Source organism: Litoreibacter roseus (assembly GCF_009811795.1).
In the GTDB taxonomy this organism is placed as follows: Bacteria; Pseudomonadota; Alphaproteobacteria; order Rhodobacterales; family Rhodobacteraceae; genus Litoreibacter; species Litoreibacter roseus.
The window spans coordinates 370,381-396,174 of sequence record NZ_BLJE01000001.1 but is presented as its reverse complement, the minus strand read 5'-3'; the positions used below and the strand labels follow the sequence as shown (position 1 = coordinate 396,174).

Annotated in this window: 25 protein-coding genes; 9 read left to right on the top strand and 16 right to left on the bottom strand. The window is 58.1% G+C overall.

Annotated features, from left to right (window positions below):
• Positions 1–2: 2 nt before the first annotated feature.
• Positions 3–689: a CPBP family glutamic-type intramembrane protease gene (locus KIN_RS01990; RefSeq protein ID WP_159804279.1), complete on the bottom strand. Its 687-nt coding sequence runs from the start codon at positions 687–689 to the stop codon at positions 3–5.
• 154 nt (positions 690–843) lie between these two features.
• Here KIN_RS01990 and carB point away from each other — a divergent pair, with 154 nt between their 5' ends.
• Positions 844–4,143: a carbamoyl-phosphate synthase large subunit gene (carB, locus tag KIN_RS01985; RefSeq protein WP_159804278.1), complete on the top strand. Its 3,300-nt coding sequence runs from the start codon at positions 844–846 to the stop codon at positions 4,141–4,143.
• Between the two features lie 71 nt (positions 4,144–4,214).
• On the opposite strand, the gene KIN_RS01980 is transcribed toward carB, so the two are convergent.
• Together KIN_RS01980 and KIN_RS01975 are read right to left on the bottom strand one after the other, a co-directional pair.
• Positions 4,215–4,823 (bottom strand): DUF6778 family protein, encoded by a 609-nt coding sequence (locus tag KIN_RS01980; protein WP_159804277.1) that lies wholly within the window; start codon positions 4,821–4,823, stop codon positions 4,215–4,217.
• 129 nt (positions 4,824–4,952) lie between these two features.
• Complete coding sequence (locus tag KIN_RS01975; protein ID WP_159804276.1) at positions 4,953–5,420, bottom strand: hypothetical protein; 468 nt, start codon at positions 5,418–5,420, stop codon at positions 4,953–4,955.
• A gap of 280 nt (positions 5,421–5,700) precedes the next feature.
• Between KIN_RS01975 and KIN_RS01970 the strand changes: the two genes are divergently transcribed.
• Complete coding sequence (locus KIN_RS01970; RefSeq protein ID WP_159805300.1) at positions 5,701–6,279, top strand: thymidine kinase; 579 nt, start codon at positions 5,701–5,703, stop codon at positions 6,277–6,279.
• Here KIN_RS01970 and KIN_RS01965 read toward each other — a convergent pair.
• From KIN_RS01965 to KIN_RS01925, 9 genes are all read right to left on the bottom strand, one after another.
• Complete coding sequence (locus KIN_RS01965) at positions 6,276–7,226, bottom strand: 2-hydroxyacid dehydrogenase (RefSeq protein ID WP_159804275.1); 951 nt, start codon at positions 7,224–7,226, stop codon at positions 6,276–6,278. The genes KIN_RS01970 and KIN_RS01965 overlap by 4 nt on opposite strands.
• Positions 7,223–7,564, bottom strand: coding sequence for a tRNA-binding protein (locus tag KIN_RS01960; protein WP_159804274.1), 342 nt, complete (start codon positions 7,562–7,564; stop codon positions 7,223–7,225). Before KIN_RS01960 ends, KIN_RS01965 begins: the two co-directional genes overlap by 4 nt.
• A complete protein-coding gene (gene proC, locus KIN_RS01955) occupies positions 7,561–8,370 on the bottom strand; it encodes a pyrroline-5-carboxylate reductase (RefSeq protein WP_159804273.1) in 810 nt (269 codons plus the stop codon). The genes KIN_RS01960 and proC overlap by 4 nt, the downstream gene beginning before the upstream one ends.
• Positions 8,371–8,398: 28 nt before the next feature.
• Entirely contained in the window at positions 8,399–8,902 is a 504-nt protein-coding gene (locus KIN_RS01950; protein WP_159804272.1) for a type III secretion system chaperone family protein, read from the bottom strand.
• A gap of 179 nt (positions 8,903–9,081) precedes the next feature.
• Positions 9,082–10,125, bottom strand: coding sequence for a HesA/MoeB/ThiF family protein (locus tag KIN_RS01945; RefSeq protein ID WP_159804271.1), 1,044 nt, complete (start codon positions 10,123–10,125; stop codon positions 9,082–9,084).
• On the bottom strand, positions 10,125–10,580 hold the full coding sequence (dut, locus tag KIN_RS01940; RefSeq protein WP_373281644.1) for a dUTP diphosphatase: 456 nt from the start codon (positions 10,578–10,580) through the stop codon (positions 10,125–10,127). Before dut ends, KIN_RS01945 begins: the two co-directional genes overlap by 1 nt.
• A 14-nt stretch (positions 10,581–10,594) precedes the next feature.
• On the bottom strand, positions 10,595–11,791 hold the full coding sequence (gene coaBC, locus KIN_RS01935) for a bifunctional phosphopantothenoylcysteine decarboxylase/phosphopantothenate--cysteine ligase CoaBC (RefSeq protein ID WP_159804269.1): 1,197 nt from the start codon (positions 11,789–11,791) through the stop codon (positions 10,595–10,597).
• Positions 11,792–11,851: 60 nt separating this feature from the next.
• Entirely contained in the window at positions 11,852–12,580 is a 729-nt protein-coding gene (locus tag KIN_RS01930; RefSeq protein ID WP_243144788.1) for a ChaN family lipoprotein, read from the bottom strand.
• A 91-nt stretch (positions 12,581–12,671) separates the two neighbouring features.
• Entirely contained in the window at positions 12,672–13,550 is an 879-nt protein-coding gene (locus KIN_RS01925; RefSeq protein ID WP_159804267.1) for an RNA polymerase factor sigma-32, read from the bottom strand.
• Between the two features lie 107 nt (positions 13,551–13,657).
• Between KIN_RS01925 and cobU the strand changes: the two genes are divergently transcribed.
• The 4 genes from cobU to KIN_RS01905 are packed head-to-tail and all read left to right on the top strand — an operon-like array spanning position 13,658 to position 17,230.
• Entirely contained in the window at positions 13,658–14,185 is a 528-nt protein-coding gene (gene cobU / locus KIN_RS01920; protein WP_243144787.1) for a bifunctional adenosylcobinamide kinase/adenosylcobinamide-phosphate guanylyltransferase, read from the top strand.
• Entirely contained in the window at positions 14,182–14,760 is a 579-nt protein-coding gene (locus KIN_RS01915; protein WP_159804266.1) for a histidine phosphatase family protein, read from the top strand. The genes cobU and KIN_RS01915 overlap by 4 nt, the downstream gene beginning before the upstream one ends.
• Positions 14,761–14,818: 58 nt before the next feature.
• A complete protein-coding gene (locus KIN_RS01910; protein ID WP_159804265.1) occupies positions 14,819–15,685 on the top strand; it encodes a glutathione S-transferase in 867 nt (288 codons plus the stop codon).
• A 42-nt stretch (positions 15,686–15,727) separates the two neighbouring features.
• The gene (locus KIN_RS01905; protein WP_159804264.1) at positions 15,728–17,230 is read left to right on the top strand and encodes a YifB family Mg chelatase-like AAA ATPase; all 1,503 of its coding nucleotides are present in this window, start codon (positions 15,728–15,730) and stop codon (positions 17,228–17,230) included.
• Positions 17,231–17,232: 2 nt separating this feature from the next.
• Here KIN_RS01905 and gshB read toward each other — a convergent pair whose 3' ends face one another.
• The 3 genes from gshB to rsmI all read right to left on the bottom strand — a co-directional run bounded on the left by gshB (position 17,233) and on the right by rsmI (position 19,465).
• A complete protein-coding gene (gene gshB, locus KIN_RS01900) occupies positions 17,233–18,177 on the bottom strand; it encodes a glutathione synthase (RefSeq protein WP_159804263.1) in 945 nt (314 codons plus the stop codon).
• 74 nt (positions 18,178–18,251) lie between these two features.
• Positions 18,252–18,605, bottom strand: a complete 354-nt coding sequence (locus tag KIN_RS01895; protein ID WP_159804262.1) for a YraN family protein — start codon at positions 18,603–18,605, stop codon at positions 18,252–18,254.
• Positions 18,602–19,465, bottom strand: a complete 864-nt coding sequence (gene rsmI, locus KIN_RS01890) for a 16S rRNA (cytidine(1402)-2'-O)-methyltransferase (RefSeq protein WP_159804261.1) — start codon at positions 19,463–19,465, stop codon at positions 18,602–18,604. Before rsmI ends, KIN_RS01895 begins: the two co-directional genes overlap by 4 nt.
• Before the next feature lie 113 nt (positions 19,466–19,578).
• On the opposite strand from rsmI, the gene KIN_RS01885 reads away from it, so the two are divergent.
• From KIN_RS01885 to murJ, 3 genes are read left to right on the top strand one after another with little or no spacing between them, the layout of a single operon-like run.
• The gene (locus KIN_RS01885) at positions 19,579–20,763 is read left to right on the top strand and encodes a penicillin-binding protein activator (RefSeq protein ID WP_159804260.1); all 1,185 of its coding nucleotides are present in this window, start codon (positions 19,579–19,581) and stop codon (positions 20,761–20,763) included.
• Positions 20,723–23,542 carry a [protein-PII] uridylyltransferase gene (locus tag KIN_RS01880; RefSeq protein WP_243144786.1) on the top strand — a complete coding sequence of 940 codons (2,820 nt, stop codon included), beginning with the start codon at positions 20,723–20,725 and terminating at the stop codon, positions 23,540–23,542. Before KIN_RS01885 ends, KIN_RS01880 begins: the two co-directional genes overlap by 41 nt.
• Positions 23,539–25,080 (top strand): murein biosynthesis integral membrane protein MurJ, encoded by a 1,542-nt coding sequence (murJ, locus tag KIN_RS01875; RefSeq protein WP_159804258.1) that lies wholly within the window; start codon positions 23,539–23,541, stop codon positions 25,078–25,080. Before KIN_RS01880 ends, murJ begins: the two co-directional genes overlap by 4 nt.
• On the opposite strand, the gene KIN_RS01870 is transcribed toward murJ, so the two are convergent.
• Positions 25,077–25,763, bottom strand: a complete 687-nt coding sequence (locus KIN_RS01870) for a rhomboid family intramembrane serine protease (RefSeq protein WP_159804257.1) — start codon at positions 25,761–25,763, stop codon at positions 25,077–25,079. The genes murJ and KIN_RS01870 overlap by 4 nt on opposite strands.
• Positions 25,764–25,794: the final 31 nt, after the last annotated feature.

Here is a 25,794-nt window from a genome sequence, read left to right as displayed (position 1 = left end):
GATCAGAACGGGCGCCGGACATTTCCGCTGTAAAAGTATGCCCCCATTCCGACCGCAAACAAAACAACGCCTGTGACCGAGTGCAGGACGACGGCCTCGGGAAAACTGCCTCGCCGTTCATAACTGTGGGCAAAAAGCAGGCCGCCCACAAACGTCATGAGCGCGACGATCCAGCTCCAATACATCAGATGGGCCAGCGAAAAGGTGGCCGCGTTCAGCACGATTGCGCCAGTCTCAGATGGCAGGATGGAGCCGTAGCGGCGAAAGAAAAGCGGTCGAAACACAAGCTCTTGCGGCAAGGCCGAGACAATTGGATAGAACAGCGCGATGATCACAATGATCGGAACGCCGTTTGACGTCACAGGCGCCCCCTGCCCTAAAAGCATGAAAATAGCGCCGGGGCGAAAGGCCCAGAGCACCGCCAATCCGACAAGCGCCGTCAGCCCTGCAGTCAGCAAGACAAAGCCCCAGCGGATGCGGGATATCCCGACCCACAGGCTGGACCATCTGAAGCCGCGGGTCAGCCCGAGCAGGGCGACACCGATCGCGGTCGCTGCAAACAGTGCCGGGAACATCATATCCGGTGGCAAGGCGACTGCGATCAATACGGGCGTCGCGATAAAAAGCGTTAGAAATTCAACCCATCTGAGGGTGCGGGACACAGGCATGTTTTCCGAAATATCGCTCATCCAGGTCCCTTTCCCTTCGAGGCACCTAATGCGTGTGGCGCAAAACTCAAACTCTTGCAGTGAAGCCCCTTGCCCTTGCATCCGGCACAACTTAAACCCCGTCTAATTTTGCGCGGATCACGGGGGTCCGCCGGAAAAAAATGGGGGCGCTGCCATGCCAAAGAGAACCGACATTCAGTCGATCATGATCATTGGCGCGGGACCCATCATTATTGGCCAAGCCTGCGAGTTCGATTATTCGGGTGCGCAAGCGTGTAAAGCGCTGCGAGAGGAAGGGTACCGGGTCATTCTGGTCAACTCGAACCCGGCGACGATCATGACCGACCCCGGCCTTGCGGATGCAACCTATATCGAGCCGATCACACCCGACGTGGTCGCAACGATCATCGAAAAAGAACGCCCCGACGCGCTTCTGCCTACAATGGGTGGGCAAACTGGCCTCAACACGTCTCTGGCACTCGAGGAGATGGGTGTTCTTGAGAAATTCGGCGTCGAAATGATCGGTGCCAAACGCGCGGCCATCGAGATGGCTGAAGACCGCAAACTGTTCCGCGAAGCGATGGACCGGCTTGGTCTGGAAAACCCCAAGGCCACAATCGCGGAGACGATGGAAGAATGCATGGCGGCGCTTGAAAGCATCGGCCTGCCTGCGATCATCCGTCCGGCCTTTACCCTTGGCGGCACAGGCGGCGGCGTCGCCTATAACCGTGACGATTACGAACATTTCTGCAAATCGGGCCTCGATGCGTCGCCGGTGAACCAGATCCTGATCGACGAGAGCCTTCTGGGCTGGAAAGAATACGAGATGGAGGTCGTGCGCGACAAAGCCGATAACGCCATCATCGTGTGCGCCATCGAAAACGTGGATCCCATGGGCGTGCACACGGGGGACTCGATCACGGTGGCCCCTGCCCTCACACTGACGGATAAGGAATATCAGATCATGCGGAACGGCTCGATCGCCGTGCTGCGTGAGATCGGCGTCGAAACGGGCGGGTCGAACGTGCAGTGGGCAGTAAACCCGGCCGATGGGCGTATGGTTGTGATCGAAATGAACCCGCGGGTGTCCCGTTCCTCCGCGTTGGCCTCAAAAGCGACGGGGTTCCCGATCGCAAAGATCGCCGCGAAACTGGCCGTGGGGTACACGCTCGATGAGTTGGACAACGACATCACCAAGGTCACGCCTGCCTCCTTTGAGCCGACCATTGATTATGTTGTCACGAAAATTCCGCGGTTCGCCTTCGAGAAATTCCCGGGCTCTGTACCGTATTTGACCACTGCGATGAAATCGGTGGGTGAGGCGATGGCGGTCGGCCGAACCATCCACGAAAGCTTGCAGAAGGCATTGGCCTCGATGGAGACTGGGCTGACCGGCTTCGATGAGATTGAGATCGAAGGCGCCCCGGAGACTGCCGCGCTGACCAAAGCTCTGGCCAAGCAGACGCCCGACCGTATCCGCGTGATCGCACAGGCGATGCGCCATGGTTTGAGCGATGATGAAATCCACGCTGTCACAATGTTCGACCCGTGGTTTCTGGCCCGGATCCGCGAGATCGTTGAGCGCGAAGAGCGCATTCGCAAGGACGGTCTGCCGCTCACAGAAACCGGTCTGCGCGAGTTGAAGATGATGGGGTTCACCGACGCCCGGCTTGCAACTTTGACGGGTCGGACACAGGACAATGTCAGGCAAGCGCGGCACAATCTTGGTGTGACTGCCGTGTTCAAGCGGATCGACACCTGCGGCGCGGAGTTCGAGGCGCAGACCCCCTACATGTATTCAACCTACGAGACGCCTATGATGGGCGAGGTCGAATGCGAAGCACGCCCCAGTGACGCCAAGAAAGTTGTCATTCTGGGCGGCGGTCCTAACAGGATCGGTCAGGGGATCGAGTTCGATTACTGCTGTTGCCACGCCTGTTTCGCTCTGACCGAGCAGGGCTACGAGACAATCATGGTCAACTGCAACCCCGAGACTGTCTCAACCGATTACGATACGTCTGACCGACTTTATTTCGAGCCGCTGACCTTCGAACATGTGATGGAGATCCTACGGGTCGAGCAGGCAAACGGCACGCTGCACGGCGTGATTGTGCAATTCGGCGGCCAGACCCCGTTGAAACTGGCAAATGCCCTTGAAACGGCGGGCATTCCGATCCTCGGAACCTCGCCCGACGCGATTGATCTGGCCGAAGACCGCGAGCGTTTTCAGAAGCTTGTTCAGGATTTAGGCCTCAAGCAGCCCCACAATGCGCTGGCGCACACGGATGCCGAAGCGTTCGACGTGGCCACAGAGATCGGTTTCCCACTGGTGATCCGACCCTCTTATGTGCTGGGCGGCCGCGCGATGGAGATCGTGCGCGATCAAGCCCAGCTGGAACGCTATATCGCCGAGGCCGTCGTCGTTTCGGGTGACAGCCCGGTGCTTTTGGACAGCTATCTGGCGGGTGCGGTTGAGGTCGACGTAGACGCGCTCAGCGATGGACGCGATGTCCACGTCGCAGGCATCATGCAACACATTGAGGAGGCAGGTGTTCATTCCGGCGACAGCGCCTGCTCCCTTCCGCCACATTCCCTCAGCGATGAGGTTATCGCCGAGTTGAAGAAGCAGACCGAGGCACTGGCCCGTGGGCTGAACGTGGTCGGGCTGATGAACGTGCAGTTCGCAATCAAAGACGGGGAGATCTTCCTGATCGAAGTGAACCCGCGCGCCTCCCGAACGGTGCCCTTCGTTGCCAAGGCGACAGACTCCGCGGTTGCCTCAATCGCCGCACGTCTTATGGCAGGGGAGCCGCTGAGCACGTTCCCCCATCGCGCGCCCTATCCCGAAACCGACAACCCGATGGACGTCTTACCCCTTGGCAATCCGTTCACATTGGCCGACCCGAAAACACCATGGTTTTCGGTGAAAGAGGCAGTCCTGCCGTTCGCCCGGTTCCCCGGCGTCGATACGATCTTGGGTCCGGAGATGCGGTCCACAGGCGAGGTCATGGGCTGGGACAGGTCCTTCGCCCGTGCTTTTCTGAAAGCGCAAATGGGTGCCGGCACTGATTTGCCGGAAAACGGGTCTGGCAAAGTGTTTTTCTCGATCAGGGACGCCGACAAAACCAAAGCAATGCGCGAGGCCGCGCAAATCGTGTCAGATCTGGGCCACTCGATTATCGCGACGCGCGGTACGGCAAGCTGGTTGGCCGAACATGGGCTGGAGGTAGAGACCGTCAACAAAGTCTATGAGGGTCGCCCGAATGTCGTCGATCAACTCAAGGACAAACTGATTTCGCTGGTATTTAACACGACAGAAGGCGCTGCAGCCGTGGAAGACAGCCGATCCATTCGTGCGGTCGCGCTCTATGACAAGATCCCGTATTTCACGACCGCGGCGGCGAGCCATGCAGCGGCACTCGCCATGAAAGCGCGTGTCGAAGGTGAGATCGGCGTGAGGGCATTGCAGGGCTAATTGCTCTCTAACGAACTGTCTGTCATAAAAAAAGCGGCTCTCAGGCCGCTTTTTCTGCGAATTGCGTGCGCCTATCTACCTACGGTCGTGAAGCTGCGCCGTGGATCAGGTCCGATTCCCGCCCATCCACGAATGACATTCGCAAGGTGGTTCTTGATACGAACTTTCTGCGTCTCACCTCGTTCTTCGGCTTCTCTCGCCCGAAACCCAGTCAACGCCTCTATATCTGCCTGAATAAGATCTGCCGGCACGATGAGCTTGCCTGTTCTGGCGTCAAAGACCTGTGCGTAGAACGTGATGTTGTGAACTGCGGATGGCGCGTTGGTTCGCGCGCGGGGCGAAAGGGCGTGAAATTGTGTCAGTGTGATCCGAAAGTTTACAGGACGTGAGCCGTTGAGATCGTTCAGACCTTCACGCAGACCGTCTTCCAGAACGGTTGCGACCTGCTTTCTGCGGTCGCCAAACTCATCATCATGCCAAACAATATCGGCATCGACGAAGTACCGATTTGTATTAGAAACGGTGAGCTGGTCTGGAATGACGATATCAATATCCTGGACGTTCCAGCCGCGTGTCACCGCCGGATCGAGTTGCTCGTCAAACTTCGTTTCCCATGTGCTCGAACACCCGGCAACGGCAAGAAGCACTGTGAAGAGGATAAAAAGACGTTTGGGTATCATACTCGTTTGTCCTTGCGCAGGCCTGTTTGGACGGCGACCTTAAGTGCCCCGTAGTAAAAATCGAACCAAAACTTTAGTAATTCGTTAATTATTCGCCGAGTTTGGCGCATGAATGCCGATTTGATGGCGTCAAACTGACCGCGCTGGTGTCGTTTCATCCTCAAGATGCAGCTTCATATCCACCAGAACCGATTGCAGGGCGAGCGTTTCAGAAAGCATGCGCTTGGCCTCGTTCGCGGTGATCACACCGTCTTGGATAGACTGATGATATTCCCCCATGAGCCTGGCAAACCGTTCGGCCAAAGCGACGACATCGTTGTTCACTCCGCCTTGCGTATCATTGCGCTTTTCAGCGTAGCTCAGCGTATTTCCGTTTAGTTCCGCCATGGCAGATGTCAGGTGTGGATAGCTCGCCGCGGCCTCCAGGGCGACGACGGCATCAACAGGCATGTACCTGTCCTGATGTTCAACGGCGTCCGAATAATAACGGCCTATCGTCGCCTTAGACCGACCCGTCAGCGTACAAGCCGCTTCCACGCCGACGTCCTTCACCAACGCTTCCGTATGTTTTTTCAAATACTTATGCAACGCGCTCATCAAAATTCTTCCGTGATCTGTTGGTCCCAAGGCGGAATAGTGGTGTCCCGATTAGGGGAAACTCCATTGTCGTTTCCCCTGCAGCGATTGCAATAACTTTCATAAATTAACCATGCCCCGTGGTCTCGGGGCGACGCTGGATGCGGTGCTGCGCAGGCCAGCGAGGGTGGGGGTATATTACCACGTCGCTGGCCGGGCAATTTTCCAGCGACGTGGTATCCGTGAGTGGAATGCCCTCACCCGCTTGCACGCCCTGACGGACCGCGCTACGCCGCGCCCCATGGCAAAACTCTATTTTCACTATTCGACTATGAACGCAGGCAAATCGACCCTGCTCCTTCAGGCGGCGCATAACTATCATGAGATGGGAATGGACACTTACCTGATGACCGCTGACTTCGATCATCGCGCGGGCAACGGACAAATCGGGTCCCGCATTGGTTTGTCGCGCGATGCAGATATATACGGATCGGACAGCGATCTGTTTGAGATGATCGCCACCCGCCTTTCGGCCGGGCCTGTGGCCTGCGTCATGGTCGATGAAGCGCAGTGGATGTCGAAGGAACAGGTCTGGCAATTGGCCCGCGCAGTTGACGATCTTGGCGTTCCCGTCATGTGCTACGGCCTTCGCGTCGACTTTCGCGGTGAGCTGTTTCCCGGTTCAGCAACACTGCTGGCACTTGCCGACGAAATGCGTGAAGTGCGCACGATTTGCCACTGCGGGAAAAAAGCGACAATGGTCATTCGCAAGGGTGAAGATGGTCAAGCGCTGCTCGACGGCGATCAGGTGCAAGTCGGCGGAAACGAAACCTATGTCTCTTTGTGCCGCCGCCATTGGCGCGAGGAGGTCGGGCGCTAGACCGGGTTCGGCAACGCCTCACCCGCGAAATGAGCGGCGAGGTTGTCCAGAGCCATCTGCCCCATACTCTCCCGCACATCCAATGCTGCCGTCCCCAGGTGGGGCAAGAGCGTCACGTTCTCCATGCCAAGCAGAGCCTCCGAAACCGAAGGTTCATTTTCATAGACATCAAGCCCTGCACCACCGATCTGCGCGTTCTTCAAGGCGCTGACCAAGGCGGCTTCGTCAACCACATCGCCACGCGAAATATTCACGAAGATCGCATGAGGTCGCATCGCGGCGAAAAACTTCGCCCCGATCAGGTGGTGCGTTGCAGGTCCACCGGGGGTTGCAACAACAATAACGTCAGCAGCGCTGGCTACGGCGGCGGCATCCTTCAGCTGCATGGCCCCGTCGACGGTTTTTTCGGATCTGTTCGCAAAGACAATTTTGCAGCCAAACCCATCGTGACACCGCTTCGCGATTGCCTGCCCGATCCGGCCCATCCCGATGATCCCAATGGTTTTGCCGGAAACGTGCAGCCCCAGCATTTGCGTGGGCTGCCAGCCGGTCCAATTACGGGCCCGGACCATCCGCTCCCCCTCGCCTGCACGGCGGGCCGTCATGAGGATCAGCATAAGCGCGATGTCAGCCGTTGCGTCCGTGACCGCGCCAGGGGTATTTGTCACCGCGATACCCATTTCGCGCGCGGCGTCGGCGTCGATATGGTTATAGCCGACGCCAAAATTCGCGATGATCTTGCATTTGGGCGATGCCGCCCGGATCGCATCGCCTGTAAACTGGTCCCCCAACGTTGGAAGAACCGCGTCATACTTATTCAGGGCGTCGGTGACGTCGTCAGGCCGCATGGCATCGGTCGTGTCACGAAGCGTCACATTATATGCCGCACGTGCCGCGCTGAGATTTTTTTCCGGCAGAGCGCGAGAGATCAGAAGCGTCGGTTTCAATAGAGCCTCCCCCCGATTGGGACCGTCTTGTCTGGCGTCAGCAAAACAACGTCTCCATTTTCATCGGGCACACCAAGCACCAATATCTCAGACATGAATTTACCAATTTGGCGGGGTGGAAAGTTGACCACTGCCATCACCAGCCGTCCCGGCAGGTCCTCTGGCGTGTAATGCTTGGTGATCTGGGCCGAACTCTTCTTCTCGCCAATCTCCGGCCCGAAATCAACCCAGAGCTTGATCGCTGGCTTGCGCGCCTCGGGATATGGCTCAGCCTTCACAATTCGGCCAACTCTGACATCCACCTTCAGAAAGTCATCGAACGTAAGATCAGGTGTCACGATCCAAGCTCCCGTCCGCGATTCGCGGCGGCTTTTACCGCGTCCTTAAGCAACTGGGGAAAACCGTGCTCTGGATCCATCAAGACCTTCAGCGCCGCAAGCGTTGTGCCCCCCGGGCTCGACACGTTTTCGCGCAGTTGGGTCGGCGTCTCGTCAGTATTGTCTGCCAGTGCTGCCGCGCCAATCACCGTGGCTTTTGCGAGCTTCATGGCAACAGGCGCAGACAAGCCCTGAGCGGTTCCCGCGTCGGCCAAAGCCTCGATCAAATGGAAGACATATGCCGGACCCGACCCAGACACCCCTGTGACTGCGTCGATCTGGGCTTCTGTCTGCAACCGAACGGTATCACCCACTGCACCAAGGAGCGCCTCGGCCAAATCCACCTGCTCAGGCGTTACCGTGTTGTTGCCAACGATGGCCGAAATTCCTTTTCCGACGGCAGCCGGTGTATTGGGCATGGAGCGCACGATCGCTGTGCCCTCGCCCAAGATATCTTCCAGCGTCGCAATAGAGGTCCCAGCGGCAATAGAAAGCACAAGCGTTTCGCCTTCAATGGGCGGCAGTTGCACCAAGGCATCCGCCATCATCTGAGGCTTCACCGCCAGTATAAGCGCCGCCGGGTTTGAAGGTGCAGAAGTCCCGATCCGGACGCCTTGTGCCTTCACCCAATCGGACGGCGCCGGATCAATTACGGTCACAGCGTCCGGATTGACGCCTTTGGACAACCACCCGGCCAGAAGGGCTGATCCCATCTTGCCGCAGCCCAGCAGGACCAGCCCGCGACGGTTCAAGTCTGAAAATTCCACGATGCCCCCGTTTGTTCAGGGACGGAGGTTATGCGCGCCCGTAGGCTTCGGCAATGGCGACTTGCATCGCGTCTTCCGGGGTCCGATCTCCCCAGCATACCAGCTGAAAGGCCGGATAAAAGCGTTCGGATGCCATAACCGCTGTGGTCAACATGCGGTCTACCTGCTCTGCACCCGCACCAAGGCCGCCTGACAGAACAAGCCCGTAGCGGAATACCATCAGTTTTTGGGCTTCCCAATAGGTGAACGCGCCGCTCCAGCAGGTGTCATTTGCTCGGTTCAGAAGGTCGTACAAGGCCGGTAGCTTCTCTGCAGGCGGCTCCATCTCGAATGTGGATACCATCCGAAGTGTTTCATCATAGCCGGACCATGCCAGCGTGATGGAATAGGTGCGCCACTGCCCCTCGATGGCCATCGCAATCTGATCCTCCGCGATGCGATCAAAATCCCAATCATGATGTTCTGCGAGCGTTTCCACCAGATCAATCGGGTGTAAATCCTCGGTCTCGAGATACTGCTCCAGGTTAGACATGCCCGGTCCCCTTTTTGAAATCGCGCCCGGCGGTTTGCCCGTCGCTAGACGCTGGGTTCCCATCAATAGGTCGTTATTCTTATATCGACCATGCCTAGATGTTGTGACGGAACTGTGACTCTGTAAAGAGTTTATTTGGGGTTACACACAATAGATTGTGGTTAACGATTTGGTAACCCCTATTGTGATTTTGCGCAAACCATACAAGTCAATGACTTGCGGACCGCAATGACCCGAGTCTCACTGTAGAGCGCGTCATAAATCATCATGCGCCCGTTCAAAGGATCGCCTGCCTGGGTGATCCATTTGATCGCTTCCACTGCCATCATGGATCCAATGACACCGGGCAACGCGCCCATAACGCCTGCTTCCGCGCAAGTCGGCGCAAGGCCATCCGCCGGTTCGGCCGGGAAAACACAGGCATAGCAAGGCGCGTTCGGATCGGCGTTATAGAGGCTGATCTGCCCCTCCCACTGTGTGATCGCGGCCGAGATCAACGGCCTTGAAAGCGCCACACAAATTTGGTTCACCAGATAGCGCGTAGCAAAATTGTCGGTTCCATCCAGCACCAAATCGTACTCGGAGATCAGATCCTCCGCGATATCTGCCGTGAGCCGCCTGTTATAGGGTTTGATTGCCACGAACGGGTTCTGGGCCTTTAGTGCCTCTACCGCAGAAAATGCCTTTGGCATTCCGATGCGCGCATCTGTGTGGATGACCTGACGCTGCAGATTAGAGCTTTCTACGATATCGTCATCGATGATCCCGATGGTTCCTACACCAGCCGCAGCCAGATATTGCAACGCAGGCGCACCAAGCCCCCCTGCGCCGACGACCAGAACGCGGGCGTTCTTCAACTTTCGTTGTCCGGCGCCGCCGACCTCCCGCAAAATGATGTGGCGGGCATAGCGGTCCAGCTCTGCGGGTTTGAAATTGTCGGAATCGCTTTCCGCTTCCGGCATCTCTTCCAGATGTCGCGTGCGCAGGCGCTGCAGAAGGGTTCGGTATGCCACGAAGATCGCGGCCACCCCTGCTGCGATCAGCCAGTTGGCGACCGATCCGCCGGTTGCATCTTTTAACGGGTTGCCGTCGGCCAAAGTGAGTTGAAAGAACAGTACGGCAACAAACAACACGATCAGCAATGACGTTCTGACGTGGTGTGCGACCCCAAGCTGTCGGCCACCGAAGTAGATCCCCGCCGCGATTGCCAAAATCAGAAGCATCAGCCGCGCCCCGTGGAGCCAAAGCCACCTGCGCCGCGATCCGTTTCGTCCAGGGAGCCAACAAGCTCAAACCGTGCTTGCAGAACGGGCGCCACGATCATCTGAGCAATCCTGTCCCCATGGGCGATCAGGAAATCGGCCTCGCCTAGGTTGATCACAATGATACCGAGAGGGCCGCGGTAATCGCTGTCTATCGTGCCGGGCGTATTCGGAAGAGAGATCCCGTGCTTCAGCGCCAGGCCGGAGCGTGGTCTGATTTGAACCTCGAACCCCTCCGGTATCGCCAGTCTCAATCCCGTCGGTATCAAAGCGCGCGCCATTGGGGCCAAGGTAATCCCGGCGGCACGATCTGTTGGATCCAGATTGACCCTCAAATCCGCTCCGGCGGCCCCCGTTGTTTCGTAGGACGGCAGCCCAAGTGCGCGGTCTGCCCCGTCGACCCACGCAAATTTCAAAAGCGGCGCACAGGTCACTTATCCAAAGCCTCGGAAATTTTCTGTGCAAGTCTTGCTGCGACGTCGGACTTGCTGGCACGCGGCCAATCTTCAGTGTCGTCCTCGCAAATCAAAGTAACGGCATTTTCCGAACCGCCCATGATGCCGGTCCCCGGACTGACGTCGTTGGCGACAATCCAATCGCAGCCTTTTCTAAGCCGTTTCGATTTCGCATTTTCGATGACATTTTGCGTTTCGGCGGCAAAGCCCACGACCAGATCGGGACGGCCCGCTTTCATCTGTGCGACGGTCGCAAGGATGTCGTCGTTCTCCGCAAATGTCAGGTGAGGCAGGCCATCGGTGCCCTTCTTGATCTTCTGATCTGAAGCTGACGTCACATGCCAGTCCGCAACTGCTGCGGCAAACACCGCCGCATCCGCTGGCAAAGCGCCCTGCACGGCATCCAACATTTCTGAGGCAGTTGTAACAGACACGATCTGTGCGCCCGTCGGATTGGCGACTTCGGCCGGTCCGGTCACGAATGTCACCCGTGCACCCAACCGCGCCAGCGCGTCCGCGATGGCCGTGCCCTGCGCGCCCGAAGACCTGTTGGCGATATAGCGGACCGGATCGATTGGTTCATGGGTCGGGCCAGACGTTACGAGGATGTGGCGACCTTTCAGTGGACCGTCCGCGAACATGGCGCGGATCCCATCAATAATAGCACTTGGTTCGGACATCCGCCCCGGACCAAACTCGCCGCATGCCATGTTGCCCTCGTCTGGCCCGACACAGGTTACGCCGTCAGCGGTCAAAACATCCAGATTGCGCTGCGTCGCCGGATGTTCCCACATGCGCACGTTCATGGCAGGCGCGATTAGGACTGGCTTATCCGTCGCCATCAGCAAAGTTGAGGCCAAATCATTCGCATGGCCGCACGCCATCTTGGCCATCAAATCCGCTGTCGCCGGTGCGACAACAACAAGATCCGCGGCGCGGGACAACTCGATATGACCCATCTCTGCCTCGTCCGTCAGATCAAAGAGATCACGATAGACCTTCCGAGCAGCCAAGGCCGATACGCTAAGTGGAGTTACGAATTCTTCGGCAGCTTTTGTCAAAACGGGCGTGACCTCGACAGACTGCTCGCGTAAGCGCCGGATGAGATCAAGGGATTTGAATGCGGCAATGCCGCCGCCGATGATCAACAATATCCGTTTGCCTGCCAGCATTTCGCCGCCCCTTTGCATTCCAAGCCCTTGATATCTAGGCCGCAGGACAGCAGCGTGCAATCAGTTGCTTTTGAACGCGGCGCAAGGATCAAACTCGGGATCGCGCGTGTCTGCGGTGATCAGCCAATAGTCGAAGGGCGGGTTATCCTCCGCCTCGATGATCTGACCCAATGACAAAAGTGTCACTTCGGGTGCGGCGGCACGGAAGTATCGCGGCATACCCCAATCAGCGCGTGCGTGGCCGTTGCCGGTGATCACGACGACAGGCCCGCCTGTATCTTCGAGGGCCTGCAGGGCCGTTTTGGAAAACACCCCGTCGCGCAGACGTTGCGCTTCGACCATACCGGGCAGCATCTCGGGCGGCAAAGCGTTGCAATGGGCAGTCTGCTGCATGTCTTCCCGCATCTCCTGCTCTGGTTGCTCAAGCGGATCGCTGAGCCCAAATCGCCCCGCATCCTCGCCGAACACTGCCGCAGCGCCGTCTTCCAACGCCCGTCTGACATCGTCGCGTGGGACCGCGGCGCCGTAAATCTGGGCGTCCGGAGCTGCCGCAAAAATTGGATAGTAATAGCCAAACTCGGGCCAGCCGCTGTCCGCCCAATTCAAGGCTGCGCCTAAGGCAGCTTCGTCAGATCGATCAATCCCAACAGCAGCACTTGCCTGATCTGGGGAAAGCATCTCGAACACCAACGCCTTTGGCTCAATCGCGGCCACAGCCGTCGCTTGGTTTTCGTGGTGGATTTCATTGTCATGAAGTTCGCCCAAGAGGTAGATATCGGCGTCGGGCAAATGAGAAAGCGCCGACGTCTCAAGGACATCAGCGCTTAGGATTTGCGGGCAGAGGGAAAAGGCCACGCAAAAAGTAAAAATCACACGCGTGTTATGCGAGGAAATGCTGGACCTCTTTGGATTGGCTTTCGAGGGCACGGCGCATCTTGGCAAACGCTGCGGCTTCCAACTGGCGCACACGTTCTTTGCTGAGACCAAGCTCATTGCCGAGACTTTCAAGCGTGCGAGGTTGGTCCAAAAGCTTGCGTTCGCGAACGATGAACTGCTCGCGCTCGTTCAGACCTGTCATGGCCTTGACCAGCCAGTTCCGCAGACAGTCGGTATCATGGCTGTTTTCCACGATCTCCGCAGCCTGCTCGCCATCATCCTCGAGCGCATCAATCCACTCGCGCCCTTCATCCTCAGTCGACTGGGTCGCGTTCAGGGAGTAGTCGGATCCCGCAAGGCGCCCTTCCATCATCTCGACGTCGCGCATCGAAACACCGACCTCTGTGGAAATCATCTGGCGCAACTGGTGCTTGTCCAAGCTCTCACCCCGCGCTGCAGCCTCCCGCTCCAAACGGGCCTGAACGCGGCGCATATTGAAGAACAATGATTTTTGCGAAGAGGTGGAGCCGGTGCGAACCATAGACCAATTCCGCATCACGTAGTCTTGAATCGATGCCTTGATCCACCAAACAGCGTAAGTTGAGAAGCGAACACCGCGGTCCGGATCGAACTTGTCCGCCGCTTTCATCAAACCCAGACCAGCTTCCTGAATCAGATCGTTCATTGGCGCGCCATAGCGTTTGAACTTTGCGGCCATTGAAATCGCGAGCCGCATATAAGCTGTGATCAAACGGTGAAGGGCAGCTTCATCCCGTTCATCACGCCATGCATATGCAAGTCGCAGCTCCGTTTCCGCGTCCAGTAGCTCCGCCTTCATTGCGGTGCGGGACAGGGAATTGTCGGATCTTGCGTCTAATGCCATTGGTCTTACTCCCAGGTCGTCTGTTATCGATTATTGCGTCGCAGATTATCTTATTTTGTGTTTATTACGCGCCATAGGCGCTTTCGGATCAAAGGAAATATCACTCGGTGCAAAAAAGTTTTGTGACAATGGTGTTGGGTGGGGCGTCATCAGGCAAATCAGATTTTGCTGAGCAAATTGTGATCGCTCAGGGAACTCCCCGAACGTACATAGCGACGGCGCAAGCATTTGATCCGGAGATGTCGTCAAAGATCGAAGCGCATCGCGCTGCCCGCGCCGGCAATGACTGGACCACTGTTGAAGCACACATTGATCTTGCTGCCGCAGTTTCAAAGGCCGCGGAAGGGGGCGTTGTCCTGATTGATTGCACGACATTGTGGCTGTCAAACCTTCTTCTCGCGGGAGCCGATATTGAAGGTGCAGTAGAAGAATTACTGACCACCCTCACATCAACCCAAAACCCTGTCACTTTAGTGTGCAACGAAGTTGGGGGCGGAATTGTTCCATCTTCAAAACTGGGGCGTGAATTTAGGGCGATCCAGGGGCGATTCAATATCAAGCTGGCGGCGCAAGCGGATAGAGTTGTGCAGGTGATCGCGGGGCTTCCGCAGGTGTTAAAAGGCAGTCCCCTTTGACCCGCTGGTGGTGGGTGCGTCACGGCCCGACGCATGAAAAGGCGTTCTGCGGATGGCGTGACGTACCCGCCGATCTGTCAGACGAAGATACAATCTTGCGCCTGAATGCGTATCTGCCAAGTCAGGCGGTCATTGTCTCATCAGATTTGCGACGCGCGGTACAGACGGCGGACGCCCTCGAAAAGGGCAGAACGCGCCTTGATCACTTACAGGCGTTTCGGGAGTTTCACTTCGGCGACTGGGATGGTTTGACCTTTGACGACGTGTCCCGGCGTGATCCGGAACTCAGCCGCGCCTATTGGGAAGATCCCGGCGAAATCAAAGCGCCGAATGGCGAAAGCTGGTACGACGCAGCAAGGCGGATAGAACCGGAAGTCGATCGTATGAACGAGAGTTACGCCGGACAGAATATTATTGCGGTCGCGCATTTCGGTGCGATTCTGACCCAGGTTGGACGAGCCGGGGGATTGCCGCCCTATGACTGCTTGGGACACGGGATAGATAACCTGTCTGTCACAGAAATGAGTTGGGACGGACATCAATGGCATCTCGGGAAGATTAATCACGTTCCGTGATGGGATACGTCACGATTCATCGATTTCCGTGAAGCATCTTCCAAGATAATATCCGCTCATGACTTATACATTAATTCTGGGTGATCGCACCTATTCAAGTTGGTCTTTGCGCGGATGGCTTCTGTTTGAGAAGTTCGGCATCCCCGCAGACACCAAATTCGTTGACTTCAGCTCACGCGATGTGGCGGATCAGCTGTCCAAGTATGCGCCTGCGCGAACGGTGCCGACTGTGGTCACACCTGAAGGGGCCATCGTCTCTGACACGCTCGCAATCGCGGAGGAGTTGGCAACACGGCATCCGAAGGCAGGGCTCTGGCCGGGTGATCCGAAATTGAGAGCGACAGCCCGTGCAGCCACCGCCGAGATGCATTCGAGCTTTGGAGCGTTGCGGTCGGAATGTCCGATGCATTTGGGTCAAGCCTACGTCAACGCTCCCGTCAGCGAGGGCGTTTCGGATGACTTACGTAGGTTGGAAACGATTTGGGCCCACGCCCGTGAGCTTTCATATGGACCGTGGCTGTTCGGGGACTACTCGGTTGCTGACGCATTCTTTGCCCCCGTCGCGGCCCGGATTGCGGGATATGGGCTCGAGGTGAACGAATTTGCCGCAGACTACGTCGCGCGCCATCTTGCGGATACGGCATTTCGGCAATGGCGCGCGATGGGGCTGGTCGGTGACACGGCTCTGCCGTGGTATGTGAAAAGTTATAGGACCACCACCTGGCCGGGTCCCAAGCCACTTCGTGGAAAAGCGATAGAAACGGGCGAGCCGGAGAACACAGCCTGCCCCTATTCTGGTCAGCCTGTCACCCATCTGGCGGAGATCGAAGGCCGCATCTTTGGATTCTGCAATGCATTTTGCCGGGATAAGACAGTCGCAGATGCAGAAGCCTTTCCCGCCTTCATGGACGTTTACCGTTCGTAAAGATTTCCGCCCTAGCCGTTAACCAAACACGGCTAGGGCGTCATGATTTCACGAACATACACGGTGGCTTTCGAGGGGATCGAGGCAAAGACCGTCGAGGTCCAATGCGCGGTATCTGCAGGATTGCCGTCTTTTTCCATCGTCGGTCTGGCAGACAAAGCGGTCAGCGAAGCCCGCGACCGGGTTCGGTCGGCTTTGACGGCCATGTCAATCGCAATGCCGTCAAAACGGATCACCGTGAATCTCTCCCCGGCGGATATGCCCAAGGAAGGCTCACATTTTGATCTCCCAATCGCGCTGGCGCTGTTGGCCGCTTTGGACATCCTGCCCCGGGAAGAGATGCAAAGTATCATGTCTCTGGGGGAGCTGTCCCTCGATGGCTCCCTCGTTCCGGTCATTGGTGCACTTCCTTCTGCGGTTGCTGCGGCTACGGAAGATTGCACGTTGCTTTGTCCAACCGGGTGCGGGCCAGAGGCGGCTTGGGTCGACGCAGCGCGCGTTCTCGCCGCGCCCTCGCTTCATGCGGTGACACAGCACTTCACGGGCCAAGCCCCGCTGGACGTCGCAACCCCCGGCGAGATTGATGCGCGGTCGCACGCAAAGGATTTGCGGGATGTGAAGGGTCAGGAAAGGGCCAAGCGCGCTTTGGAGATTGCCGCTGCAGGCAGACACCACCTGCTTTTTGTCGGAACGCCGGGATCCGGGAAGTCTATGCTGGCCGCGCGCCTGCCGGGCATCCTGCCGCCGATGCGGCCCGAGGAAGCGCTGGAAACCTCGATGATCCATTCCCTCGCGGGATTGCTGGATGAAGGCGGCATCTCGCGCGAACGCCCGTTTCGGACACCCCATCACACGGCGTCTATGGCTGCCATTGTCGGTGGGGGCCGGGGCGCGAAGCCCGGTGAAATTTCGTTGGCCCACAACGGCGTGCTCTTTATGGACGAGTTCCCCGAATACCCGCGTACTGTACTCGAAACTCTGCGCCAGCCGATCGAAACAGGTGACGTGGTCGTGGCGCGCGCCAATGCGCATGTGAAGTACCCTTGTAAATTCATGCTGGTCGCGGCGGCAAACCCTTGCAAATGCGGCTACATGACCGACGCGACACAAGCCTGCGCGCGGGCGCCTTCCTGCGGCGAGGACTACATGGGCCGCATCTCCGGCCCGCTGATGGACCGGTTTGATATCAGAATTGACGTTCCGCCTGTTTGCTACACGGATCTGGACCTGCCCGCGACCGGCGAGCCATCAGAGCAGATCGCGGAACGGGTGGCCCTGGCACGTGATGTGCAGACGGCGCGGTTTGCGCATAACGATGACATGCGCGTGAATGCAGACGCAGAAGGCGAAGTTCTGAAAGAGATTGCGGAACCTGACACCGAAGGGCGCGCCCTTCTGGCAAAAGCTGCAGACCACTACAGGCTGTCCGCTCGCAGCTATCACCGCGTGTTGCGCGTCGCACGGACAATCGCGGATCTGGATGGCGCACCTAACGTCAGAAGCCCCCACGTGGCCGAAGCGATCAGCTACCGCGTCGCGAGCTGATCTCAGCCCGCCTTACGCGCCTCAATCGCCTGCCAGATTTTCTCGGCCACGTTCACGCCATCGAAGCGTTCAAGCTCCTGAATACCCGTGGGCGAGGTCACATTGATCTCTGTTAACCAACCGCTGATCACATCGATGCCAACGAAGATCTGACCGTGATCCCGCAAATCGTCACCAATACCGTCGCAGATTTCCAGATCGCGCTCGGTCATACCAACCTTTTCGGGGCGACCGCCCACATGCATGTTTGACCGGGTCTCGCCCTTGGCCGGCACACGGTTGATGGCACCGACCGCCACACCGTCCACGAGGATGATCCGCTTGTCGCCTTTCGAGACGTCTGGTAGGAACTTCTGCATGATGAGCGGTTCCCGGTTGATGCCGGAAAACAACTCATGGAGAGAGTTGAGATTGCTGTCGTCTTCCTTGATCCGGAAGACACCCGCGCCACCGTTTCCGTACAGCGGCTTCAGGATCACATCGCGATGCACGGCCCGAAACGCTTTCAGCGTATCCAAATCGCGCGCAATCATCGTTGGCGGTGTCAGGTCGGGATAGTCCAGCACCTTGAGCTTTTCCGGCCAGTTGCGCACCCAAGTCGGATCGTTCACCACAAGCGTCTTCGGGTGGATGCGATCCAGAATATGGGTCGTTGTGATGTAGCCCATGTCGAACGGGGGATCCTGACGCAGCCAAACCACGTCGAACTCCGCCAGATTGACCTCACGCATCTCGCCGAGCGTAGCGTGGTTGCCAAGCTCCCTGCGGACGGTCAGGTCGCACCCCCGGGCGGACACCTTGCCTTCGCGATAAGACAGTTGATCAGGCGTGTAGAAAAACAGGGAGTGGCCCCGGGCCTGCGCCTCTTCGGCGATACGAAAGGAACTGTCGGCGTCGATATCAATCGCGTCGATCGGGTCCATTTGGATGGCGACGGTCAGGCCCATGGGAAATCCTTGCAGCAATTTATCAGGCCTTTGTGACCTGACCGCGCTGGTCTTTCAATCGCCTCTTTCAGACGTCAGCCGGCAAAAGCGTTCTCAAGAATTTCGATCATACCGTCGCCGTCGACCAGCGCGACATCGAAACGGGTGTTCGTCAGTTGTCCTGCCGGTTCGCCGCCCAAGAACTCGGAGGCAGCATCGTAAAGCCGCGAAATCTGACGCTCTGACAGGTGATCCGCCGCGCGCGCATGGGTCTTGCTTTGTTTGATCTCAACAAAGATCACCGTGTCGGCCTGCCGCAACACAAGATCGATTTCACCAGACTTCGAGCGATATCTGTGCGCCACAAATGTGTAGCCGGCACGCAGATACTGGCGCGCGACGCTCCGCTCTGCCTGAAGGCCCGCGTGGTAGGATCGCTGTCCGCTCACTCCGGCTTATCAAGCGACAAGGCCATCTGATAGACCTGCCTGCGCGCCATTCCCGATGCGCTCGCGACCTCTGCGACAGCATCTTTCAACGTTGATTGTTTCATCAAAGCCCGCAGCATTTCTTCGATCGCCGTCTCGTCCATGTCTTCATTCTCTGACCGGCCGACCAAGACCACAATCTCGCCCTTCAAAGCTCGATCAGCCAGCTGTGCCCGAACCTCATCCACCGTACCGCGAATGACCTCCTCAAACTTCTTGGTCAATTCGCGAGCCACGGCACAGGGGCGCGCGCCATCCAACTCAGAGGCCAAATCATCTAACATTTTGTGAATTCGTTTCGGCGACTCGTAAAAGACCAGCGTACCCGGCACGTCCTTGAGCGTGCGAATATACGTTTTACGCTGTCCGGTGGCGTTCGGCGCAAATCCGGCAAAGAAGAAACGGTCCGTGGGCAGGCCCGCCACCGTAAGGGCCGTCAGAACTGCCGAGGCGCCCGGTGCTGCGGTCACATAAGCACCGGCCGCCACCACCGCGCGGCCCAACTGGAAACCGGGATCAGCGATCAGCGGCGTCCCCGCTTCGGACGCGTAGGCCACCGATTTACCGGCTGCGATAGCCTCGAGAATACGGGGACGCTGTGCAGTGCCGTTGTGGTCATGGTATGCGATCAGCGGTCTTTCCCCCACCGCGATCTGGTGGATATCCATCAATCTTCGAAGTGATCTGGTGTCCTCGGCAGCCAGCACATCCGCAGATGCCAGAATATCCAGCGCGCGGAGCGTGATGTCCCGGGCCGTACCGATGGGGGTTGCAATGAAGTAAAGCCCCGCCCCCAGAGCCACGCGATTAGCAGCCTTCATTGCGTCAGGATCCTTCTGCTCATTTACTTGCCTCAACCGAGCGCCTAACGTGCGGCCAAACACCAAGCGGCAGGTCGATACCAGGCCGCATACTGGGACGGAGGAGTTTCACGATGGTTTCCTTTTTGCAGGGTATCCAAGCCCGCGCGAAATCCTATACGCGGGTCTGCCTGTCAGCCGTAGCGCTTATGGCACTGACGGCTTGCGATGTCGACGTTGGACAGCAGACGGCCAGTCCGCCCAAAGCGCTTGGCAATGCGGTTAATGTTGCGTTGCTGGTGCCTTACGGATCACCGACGCCGGGCGATGACGGTCTGGCACGCGCACTTGAAAACGCAGCGCGTCTGGCGGCGAATGATCTGGCCGACGGCGCAGTCAATATCACGGTCTACCGCACCGGTGGTCAAGCGGCCACAGCGGGTCAGCTTGCAGATCGGGCGATCGCGGCAGGCGCGGATATTATCGTTGGACCACTGAGATCGGACGCGGCCAACGCGGCGGCGGTCGCCGCCTCTGACGACGGTATCAACGTGCTAGCCTTTTCTAACAATGCGTCCATCGCGGGCGGCAATCTTTTCGTGCTCGGCAACACTTTTGAAAACATCGCAACCCGGTTGATGGGCTATGCAGGGCGGCAGGGCCGCAACCGCGTTGTCGTGGTGCACCCGGAAACGCCCGTTGGGCAGATCGCCCGGAACTCCATCACACGGGCGGCGTCCAGAACCGGCGTGCAGATCGTGTCGAACAGCAGCTTCCGCTTCACCAATGAAGGCATCACTGCAGCTGCCCCGCGGGTCGCACAGACTGTCACGACCACAGGCGCGAATGCGATTATGCTGACATCCGACAGCGTGGGCGCCCTGCCCGTTCTCGCAGAACTTTTGCCGGATCGCGGGGTCAACCCGGCCAACATCCAGTACATGGGTCTGACCCGTTGGGACGTTCCCCCTCAAACCCTTAGCCTGCCTGGTTTGCAAGGTGGTTGGTTCGCCCTTCCCGATCCAACGCTGACAGCGCGCTTCCGCACGCGCTATCAAAGTGCCTATGGTACGTCACCGCATCCACTGGCCGGTCTGGCCTATGATGGTATTGCTGCAATAGGCGCCCTTGCGGCGAAAAAACGTGCATTGACCGCTGCAAATCTGCGCCAATCGTCTGGTTTTGTCGGCGTGAACGGAGTATTCCGGCTGAAAGCAGATGGCACAGCCGAACGCGCCCTTGCAGTCGCTGAGGTCAACAACAGTCAGGTTCGTATCATTGACCCCGCTCCAAAATCATTCAGCCGCGGCGGCTCCTGACGACGACACTGCCTTTCCACATGAGACTGTGCCGGACGACCTGATTTGTCCGGCAACTGATATTGTGGATCGCAGTGATCTGCGCAGTACCGTCTTGAAGGCGCTTGGGGCGACCGACACCGACAAAGGCCGCCGTGCAGCGACGGTCGCCGTTCTGAACGAGGTCAACAAGGCGGGCCGCATGAAGATCGCCGAGGCATTTGCAGAAGCCCCAAGGGCTGCCGGGCAAATGACGCGGTCCTACAGCTACCTCACGGATTGCCTCGTGCGCGAGGCGTTCTTCGTGGCACGCGAGGTTCTGCATCCCCTGCCCAATCCCACTGAGGCAGAACGCATGTCGCTGATCGCCGTCGGCGGCTACGGCCGGGGCGAGATGGCGCCCTTTTCTGACGTCGATCTGCTGTTTCTAACCCCTTACAAGATCACCGCCTGGACCGAGAGTGTCATCGAGTCGATGCTCTACATTCTGTGGGACTTGAAACTGAAGGTTGGCCACGCCAGCAGGACAGTGAAAGACTGCCTTAGGTTGGGGAAAGAGGATTTCACCATCCGCACAGCGTTGCTTGAACATCGGTTTCTGGACGGCGACACCGTGTTGGCCGCAGAACTTGACCAGCGTCTCTGGCGGGATTTGTTCAAGGGGACCGAAGCTGAGTTCGTTGAAGCCAAGCTGAGCGAACGTGAGACCCGTCTGAAGAAGCATGGCGGGCAACGCTATATCGTGGAGCCGAACGTAAAAGAGGGCAAAGGCGGTCTGCGGGACCTGCAGTCTCTCTACTGGATTGCTAAATACGTCCGTCGGGTCAAAGACGTCAGCATGCTTGTTGATCTTGGCGTCTTTACGCAGGACGAGTTCGAGAATTTCACGACGGCAGAGGCATTTCTTTGGGCCGTGCGGGGTCACATGCATCTGGCTGCAGGCCGTGCTATGGAACAACTGACCTTCGACATGCAGGCGGATGTCGCCCAGCGGATGGGTTTTTCAGATGGCGGCGGACGGCGCGCGGTCGAGCATTTCATGCAGTCCTATTTTCGGCACGCCACCCGTGTTGGCGAGTTGACGCGCATCCTGCTGACCGACCTCGAAGAACAACATGTCAAAACCGAACCCGCGCTCATCGGGTTGTTGCGTCGCACGCGCAATTTTCGGATCCGCGACGGTTTTGTGTTAAAAAACGGGCGGCTTGATATTCCAGAGCCGTCGGCAATTTTTGACGATCCGCTCAACATACTGCGTGCCTTTCAGGAGGCGCTGAGATCAGGCAACCTGCTGCATCCCAACCTGATGCGGCTCATTTCGGCCAACCTCGATCTGGTGCGCCAGCTTGAGGGCGATAAGGATGCCGCACGCATTTTTCTGAACACCCTGCTGAAACACGGCAATCCGGAGCGCGCGCTGCGCCGGATGAACGAGATCGGCGTGCTTGGGGCGTTCATTCCAGACTTTCAGACCGTTGTCGCGATGATGCAGTTCAACATGTATCACGCCTACACAGTGGATGAGCACATCATTCAGTGCATCTCCCATCTGGCGCAGATCGAGCGCGGCGAGTTGGTCGAGGAGCTGCCCATCGCCTCCGGCATTCTGAAGGAAGGTGTAAACCGAAAGGTTCTGTACGTTGCCCTGCTGCTCCACGATATCGGTAAGGGACGAGACGAGGACCACTCGATCCTCGGTGCGAAGCTCGCACGCAAGATCGCGCCACGGCTTGGTCTGACGAAAAAGGAACGGGACACGGTCGAGTGGTTGGTGCGCTACCACCTGCTCATGTCTGATATGGCGCAGAAACGCGATATTGCAGACCCGCGCACGGTGCGCGACTTTGCCAAAGCGGTCAAAACCGTGGAGCGGTTGGACCTGCTGACCGTCCTGACCGTGTGTGATATTCGGGGCGTTGGTCCAAATGTCTGGAACAACTGGAAGGCCGCGCTGATCCGTGCGCTCTATCGCCAGACCAAACGCGCTCTGCGTGAAGGAATGGAGGCGATCAATCGCGAAGAACGGGGCACCGAAGCGAAACGCAAGCTGCGGGAAGCGTTGCCAGACTGGTCCACCAAAGATCTTCGCCAGGAGGTCGCGCGTCATTATCCCGCCTATTGGCAAGGTCTGCATGTCACGGCACATGTCGATTTTGCGAACCTTCTGAAGGACATCTCTGACGACGAAATACAGATCGAACTGACCCCTGATGATGATCGCGACGCTACGCGCGCTTGCTTCACCATGGCGGATCACCCGGGCATCTTCAGCCGGATTTGCGGCGCACTTGCTCTGGTCGGCGCCAACATCGTCGACGCACGCAGTTATACCACGAAGGACGGCTACGTCACGGCCGCGTTCTGGATCCAAGACATCGAAGAAAGCCCCTATGAGGCCAGACGGCTGCCGCGCCTGAAGACCATGATCGAAAAGACGCTGGCGGGCGAAGTGGTCGCGCGCGAGGCACTGGCCCCGAAAGACAAGATCAAGAAACGGGAAAGCGCATTCCGCGTGCCAACTTCGATCACCTTCGACAATGACGGCTCGGAAATCTATACGATCATCGAAGTCGACACCCGTGATCGCCCCGGTCTTCTATTTGACCTGACACGGACACTGGCCAACGCGAACATCTACATTGCGTCAGCGGTTATCGCCACCTACGGCGAACAGGTGGTCGATACGTTCTACGTCAAAGACATGTTTGGCCTGAAGTTCCACTCCACTCCCAAACAAAACGCTATCGAGAAGAAACTGCGCGAGGCTATCGCAGAAGGCTTCGAAAGGGCGCACACGTGACGCAACCCATCCGTCTGTTGCGCGGGTTTGCAACTGTCGGTGTGTGGACCCTTCTCAGCCGAATCCTTGGGTTTGTCAGGGACATCCTGATCGCCGGGTTTTTAGGCTCTGGCCCAGTGGCCGAAGCGTTTCTGATTGCCTTTTCACTACCCAACATGTTCCGCCGCTTCTTTGCAGAAGGGGCATTCAACATGGCGTTCGTCCCGATGTTCTCGAAAAAGGTCGAGAAAGAGACCGACGCCCATGGGTTTGCCCGCGACGCATTTACGGGGCTCGGAACGCTTTTGATTGCCTTCACCCTCGTCGCTCAGGTGTTTATGCCGGGGCTCGTGCTTTTGATGGCGTCGGGCTTTGCCGAAGATCAGCGGTTTGACTTGGCAGTTCTGTTCGGACGTATCGCTTTTCCCTACATCCTGTTCATTTCACTGGCCGCCCTTTTGTCCGGCGTCTTGAACGCAACCGGTCGATTTGTTGCAGCCGCGGCAGCACCAGTACTTTTGAATATTCTGTTGATTACGGCTTTGTCAGCGGCCTGGAGTCTCGGCTGGGACATTGGTTTGACACTGGCTTGGACGGTGCCCGTAGCCGGTGTCGCGCAGATGGCGCTTGTGTGGATCGCTGCAGCCCGGGCGGGATATCCGCTGATCCCAAAGCGACCGACTTTCACCCCCGAATTGAAGCGATTGGCCATTATCGCAGCCCCTGCCGCCTTGGCCGGCGGTGTGGTTCAAGTCAACCTTCTCGTGGGCCGACAGGTCGCCAGCTATTTCGATGGCGCAATTGCATGGCTCAATTACGCTGACAGGCTCTATCAACTGCCACTTGGGGTCGTCGCGATTGCCATCGGCGTTGTTCTGCTGCCGGACCTGTCGCGCAAGTTGCAGGCCGAGGACACCGCAGGCGGGCGGGAGGCGTTCAACCGCGCGGGCGAAGTCGCTCTTGCGCTGACCATTCCGTCCGCCGTGGCCTTGATGGTTATCCCCACGCCCCTTGTATCGGTACTGTTTGAGCGTGGAGCCTTTGACGCCGATGACACGGCTGCAACTGCGATTGCCGTGGCCATATACGGTGCAGGCCTTCCGGCGTTTGTTCTACAAAAAGTGATCCAACCGCTTTACTTTGCCCGCGAAGACACGCGGCGTCCGTTTTACTTCGCGCTGGTGGCGATGGTGGTCAATGCTGTCCTCGCGATCGGGCTGGCCAGTATTTTCGGGTATGTGGCCGCCGCGTTGGGAACGACGATTGCGGGCTGGGTTATGGCATGGTTGCTCTGGCGGTTTGCATCCCGCTTCGGCGAAGCGGCGCAGTTTGACGACCGTTTTAAGCGCAGGGTTCCGCGTATAGTCATCGCGTCCGTGATCATGGGCGTCGCACTAAACGCTGTGTATCTGCTGCTGTTGCCGTTCTTCGGGATTGCGACGCTGCGCTATCTTGCACTTGCCGTTCTGGTCACGGCCGGGATCGCGACCTACGGGCTTGCAGGACAGTTGATCGGCGCTTTCCGGATCAGGGACTTCAAGACCGCTCTTCGTCGCTAGCGCTGTCGCAGCTTTGACAGGACTCGCGCCCAACCACCCGGACTGACGAGAAACGACAGGCCAAAGCCAGCAGCAAACCCTGCGACATCCGCGATCCAGTCCAAACCGGATCCGAACAGCACCCCGAACACCAACTGGATGCCCAGAAGAAACCCGATCAGCGTGAACGCCCGCATGGTGTTTTCACCCACGGCTGCCAATCTGGTCCACAGCAGGAAGGTGAACGCGCCGATAAGACCGTAGCCGCCGGGATACGCGCCGAACAGAGCCGCGTTGGTATCCGTCAGCGCGGCGTACACAAGTGCGCCAAAGATCGAGGATAGGAAGAACACAGCAAGGAAGGACCAAGAGGAGAAGACCTCCCCGACCGACTTACCAATCGCCAGCACGATCACTACACCGAAGGCCGCGTGCAAAAGGCTGCCGTGGATAAAGGGAAAGGTGACAAAGCGCATCATGTGCTCTGGTGGGAACAGGCCCAGCTCCAACATCTGCGTCCAGACCGGTCCCAAGAAGGCGTAGTCCTGAATGGCGGCAATGCGCCACCCAATGCCACCGGCGCCCGCGAAACCAAGAGCCCCTATCTGCAGGACCAGTTCGACCGCCCCCATGATCATGGCAAGCCCAACCACCGCAGGCGGCAAAGCATTGAACGGCGAGACATTGGCGTTGGGATCATACATCTGGACTGCTCCGGTTGACCTCTTGTTTCCT

What these genes read in the sequence shown, in the direction of transcription:
- KIN_RS01905 (WP_159804264.1), top strand. Translation starts at nt 15,728, where the DNA reads ATGATTTCACGAACATACACGGTGGCTTTCGAGGGGATCGAGGCAAAG.
- KIN_RS01975 (WP_159804276.1), bottom strand. Translation starts at nt 5,420, where the DNA reads ATGAGCGCGTTGCATAAGTATTTGAAAAAACATACGGAAGCGTTGGTG.
- carB (WP_159804278.1), top strand. Translation starts at nt 844, where the DNA reads ATGCCAAAGAGAACCGACATTCAGTCGATCATGATCATTGGCGCGGGA.
- KIN_RS01925 (WP_159804267.1), bottom strand. Translation starts at nt 13,550, where the DNA reads ATGGCATTAGACGCAAGATCCGACAATTCCCTGTCCCGCACCGCAATG.
- KIN_RS01970 (WP_159805300.1), top strand. Translation starts at nt 5,701, where the DNA reads ATGGCAAAACTCTATTTTCACTATTCGACTATGAACGCAGGCAAATCG.
- rsmI (WP_159804261.1), bottom strand. Translation starts at nt 19,465, where the DNA reads ATGAAGGCTGCTAATCGCGTGGCTCTGGGGGCGGGGCTTTACTTCATT.
- gshB (WP_159804263.1), bottom strand. Translation starts at nt 18,177, where the DNA reads ATGGGCCTGACCGTCGCCATCCAAATGGACCCGATCGACGCGATTGAT.
- coaBC (WP_159804269.1), bottom strand. Translation starts at nt 11,791, where the DNA reads ATGCTGGCAGGCAAACGGATATTGTTGATCATCGGCGGCGGCATTGCC.
- KIN_RS01980 (WP_159804277.1), bottom strand. Translation starts at nt 4,823, where the DNA reads ATGATACCCAAACGTCTTTTTATCCTCTTCACAGTGCTTCTTGCCGTT.
- KIN_RS01885 (WP_159804260.1), top strand. Translation starts at nt 19,579, where the DNA reads ATGGTTTCCTTTTTGCAGGGTATCCAAGCCCGCGCGAAATCCTATACG.
- KIN_RS01950 (WP_159804272.1), bottom strand. Translation starts at nt 8,902, where the DNA reads ATGTCTAACCTGGAGCAGTATCTCGAGACCGAGGATTTACACCCGATT.
- KIN_RS01910 (WP_159804265.1), top strand. Translation starts at nt 14,819, where the DNA reads ATGACTTATACATTAATTCTGGGTGATCGCACCTATTCAAGTTGGTCT.
- KIN_RS01990 (WP_159804279.1), bottom strand. Translation starts at nt 689, where the DNA reads ATGAGCGATATTTCGGAAAACATGCCTGTGTCCCGCACCCTCAGATGG.
- KIN_RS01870 (WP_159804257.1), bottom strand. Translation starts at nt 25,763, where the DNA reads ATGTATGATCCCAACGCCAATGTCTCGCCGTTCAATGCTTTGCCGCCT.
- KIN_RS01945 (WP_159804271.1), bottom strand. Translation starts at nt 10,125, where the DNA reads ATGCTTCTGATTTTGGCAATCGCGGCGGGGATCTACTTCGGTGGCCGA.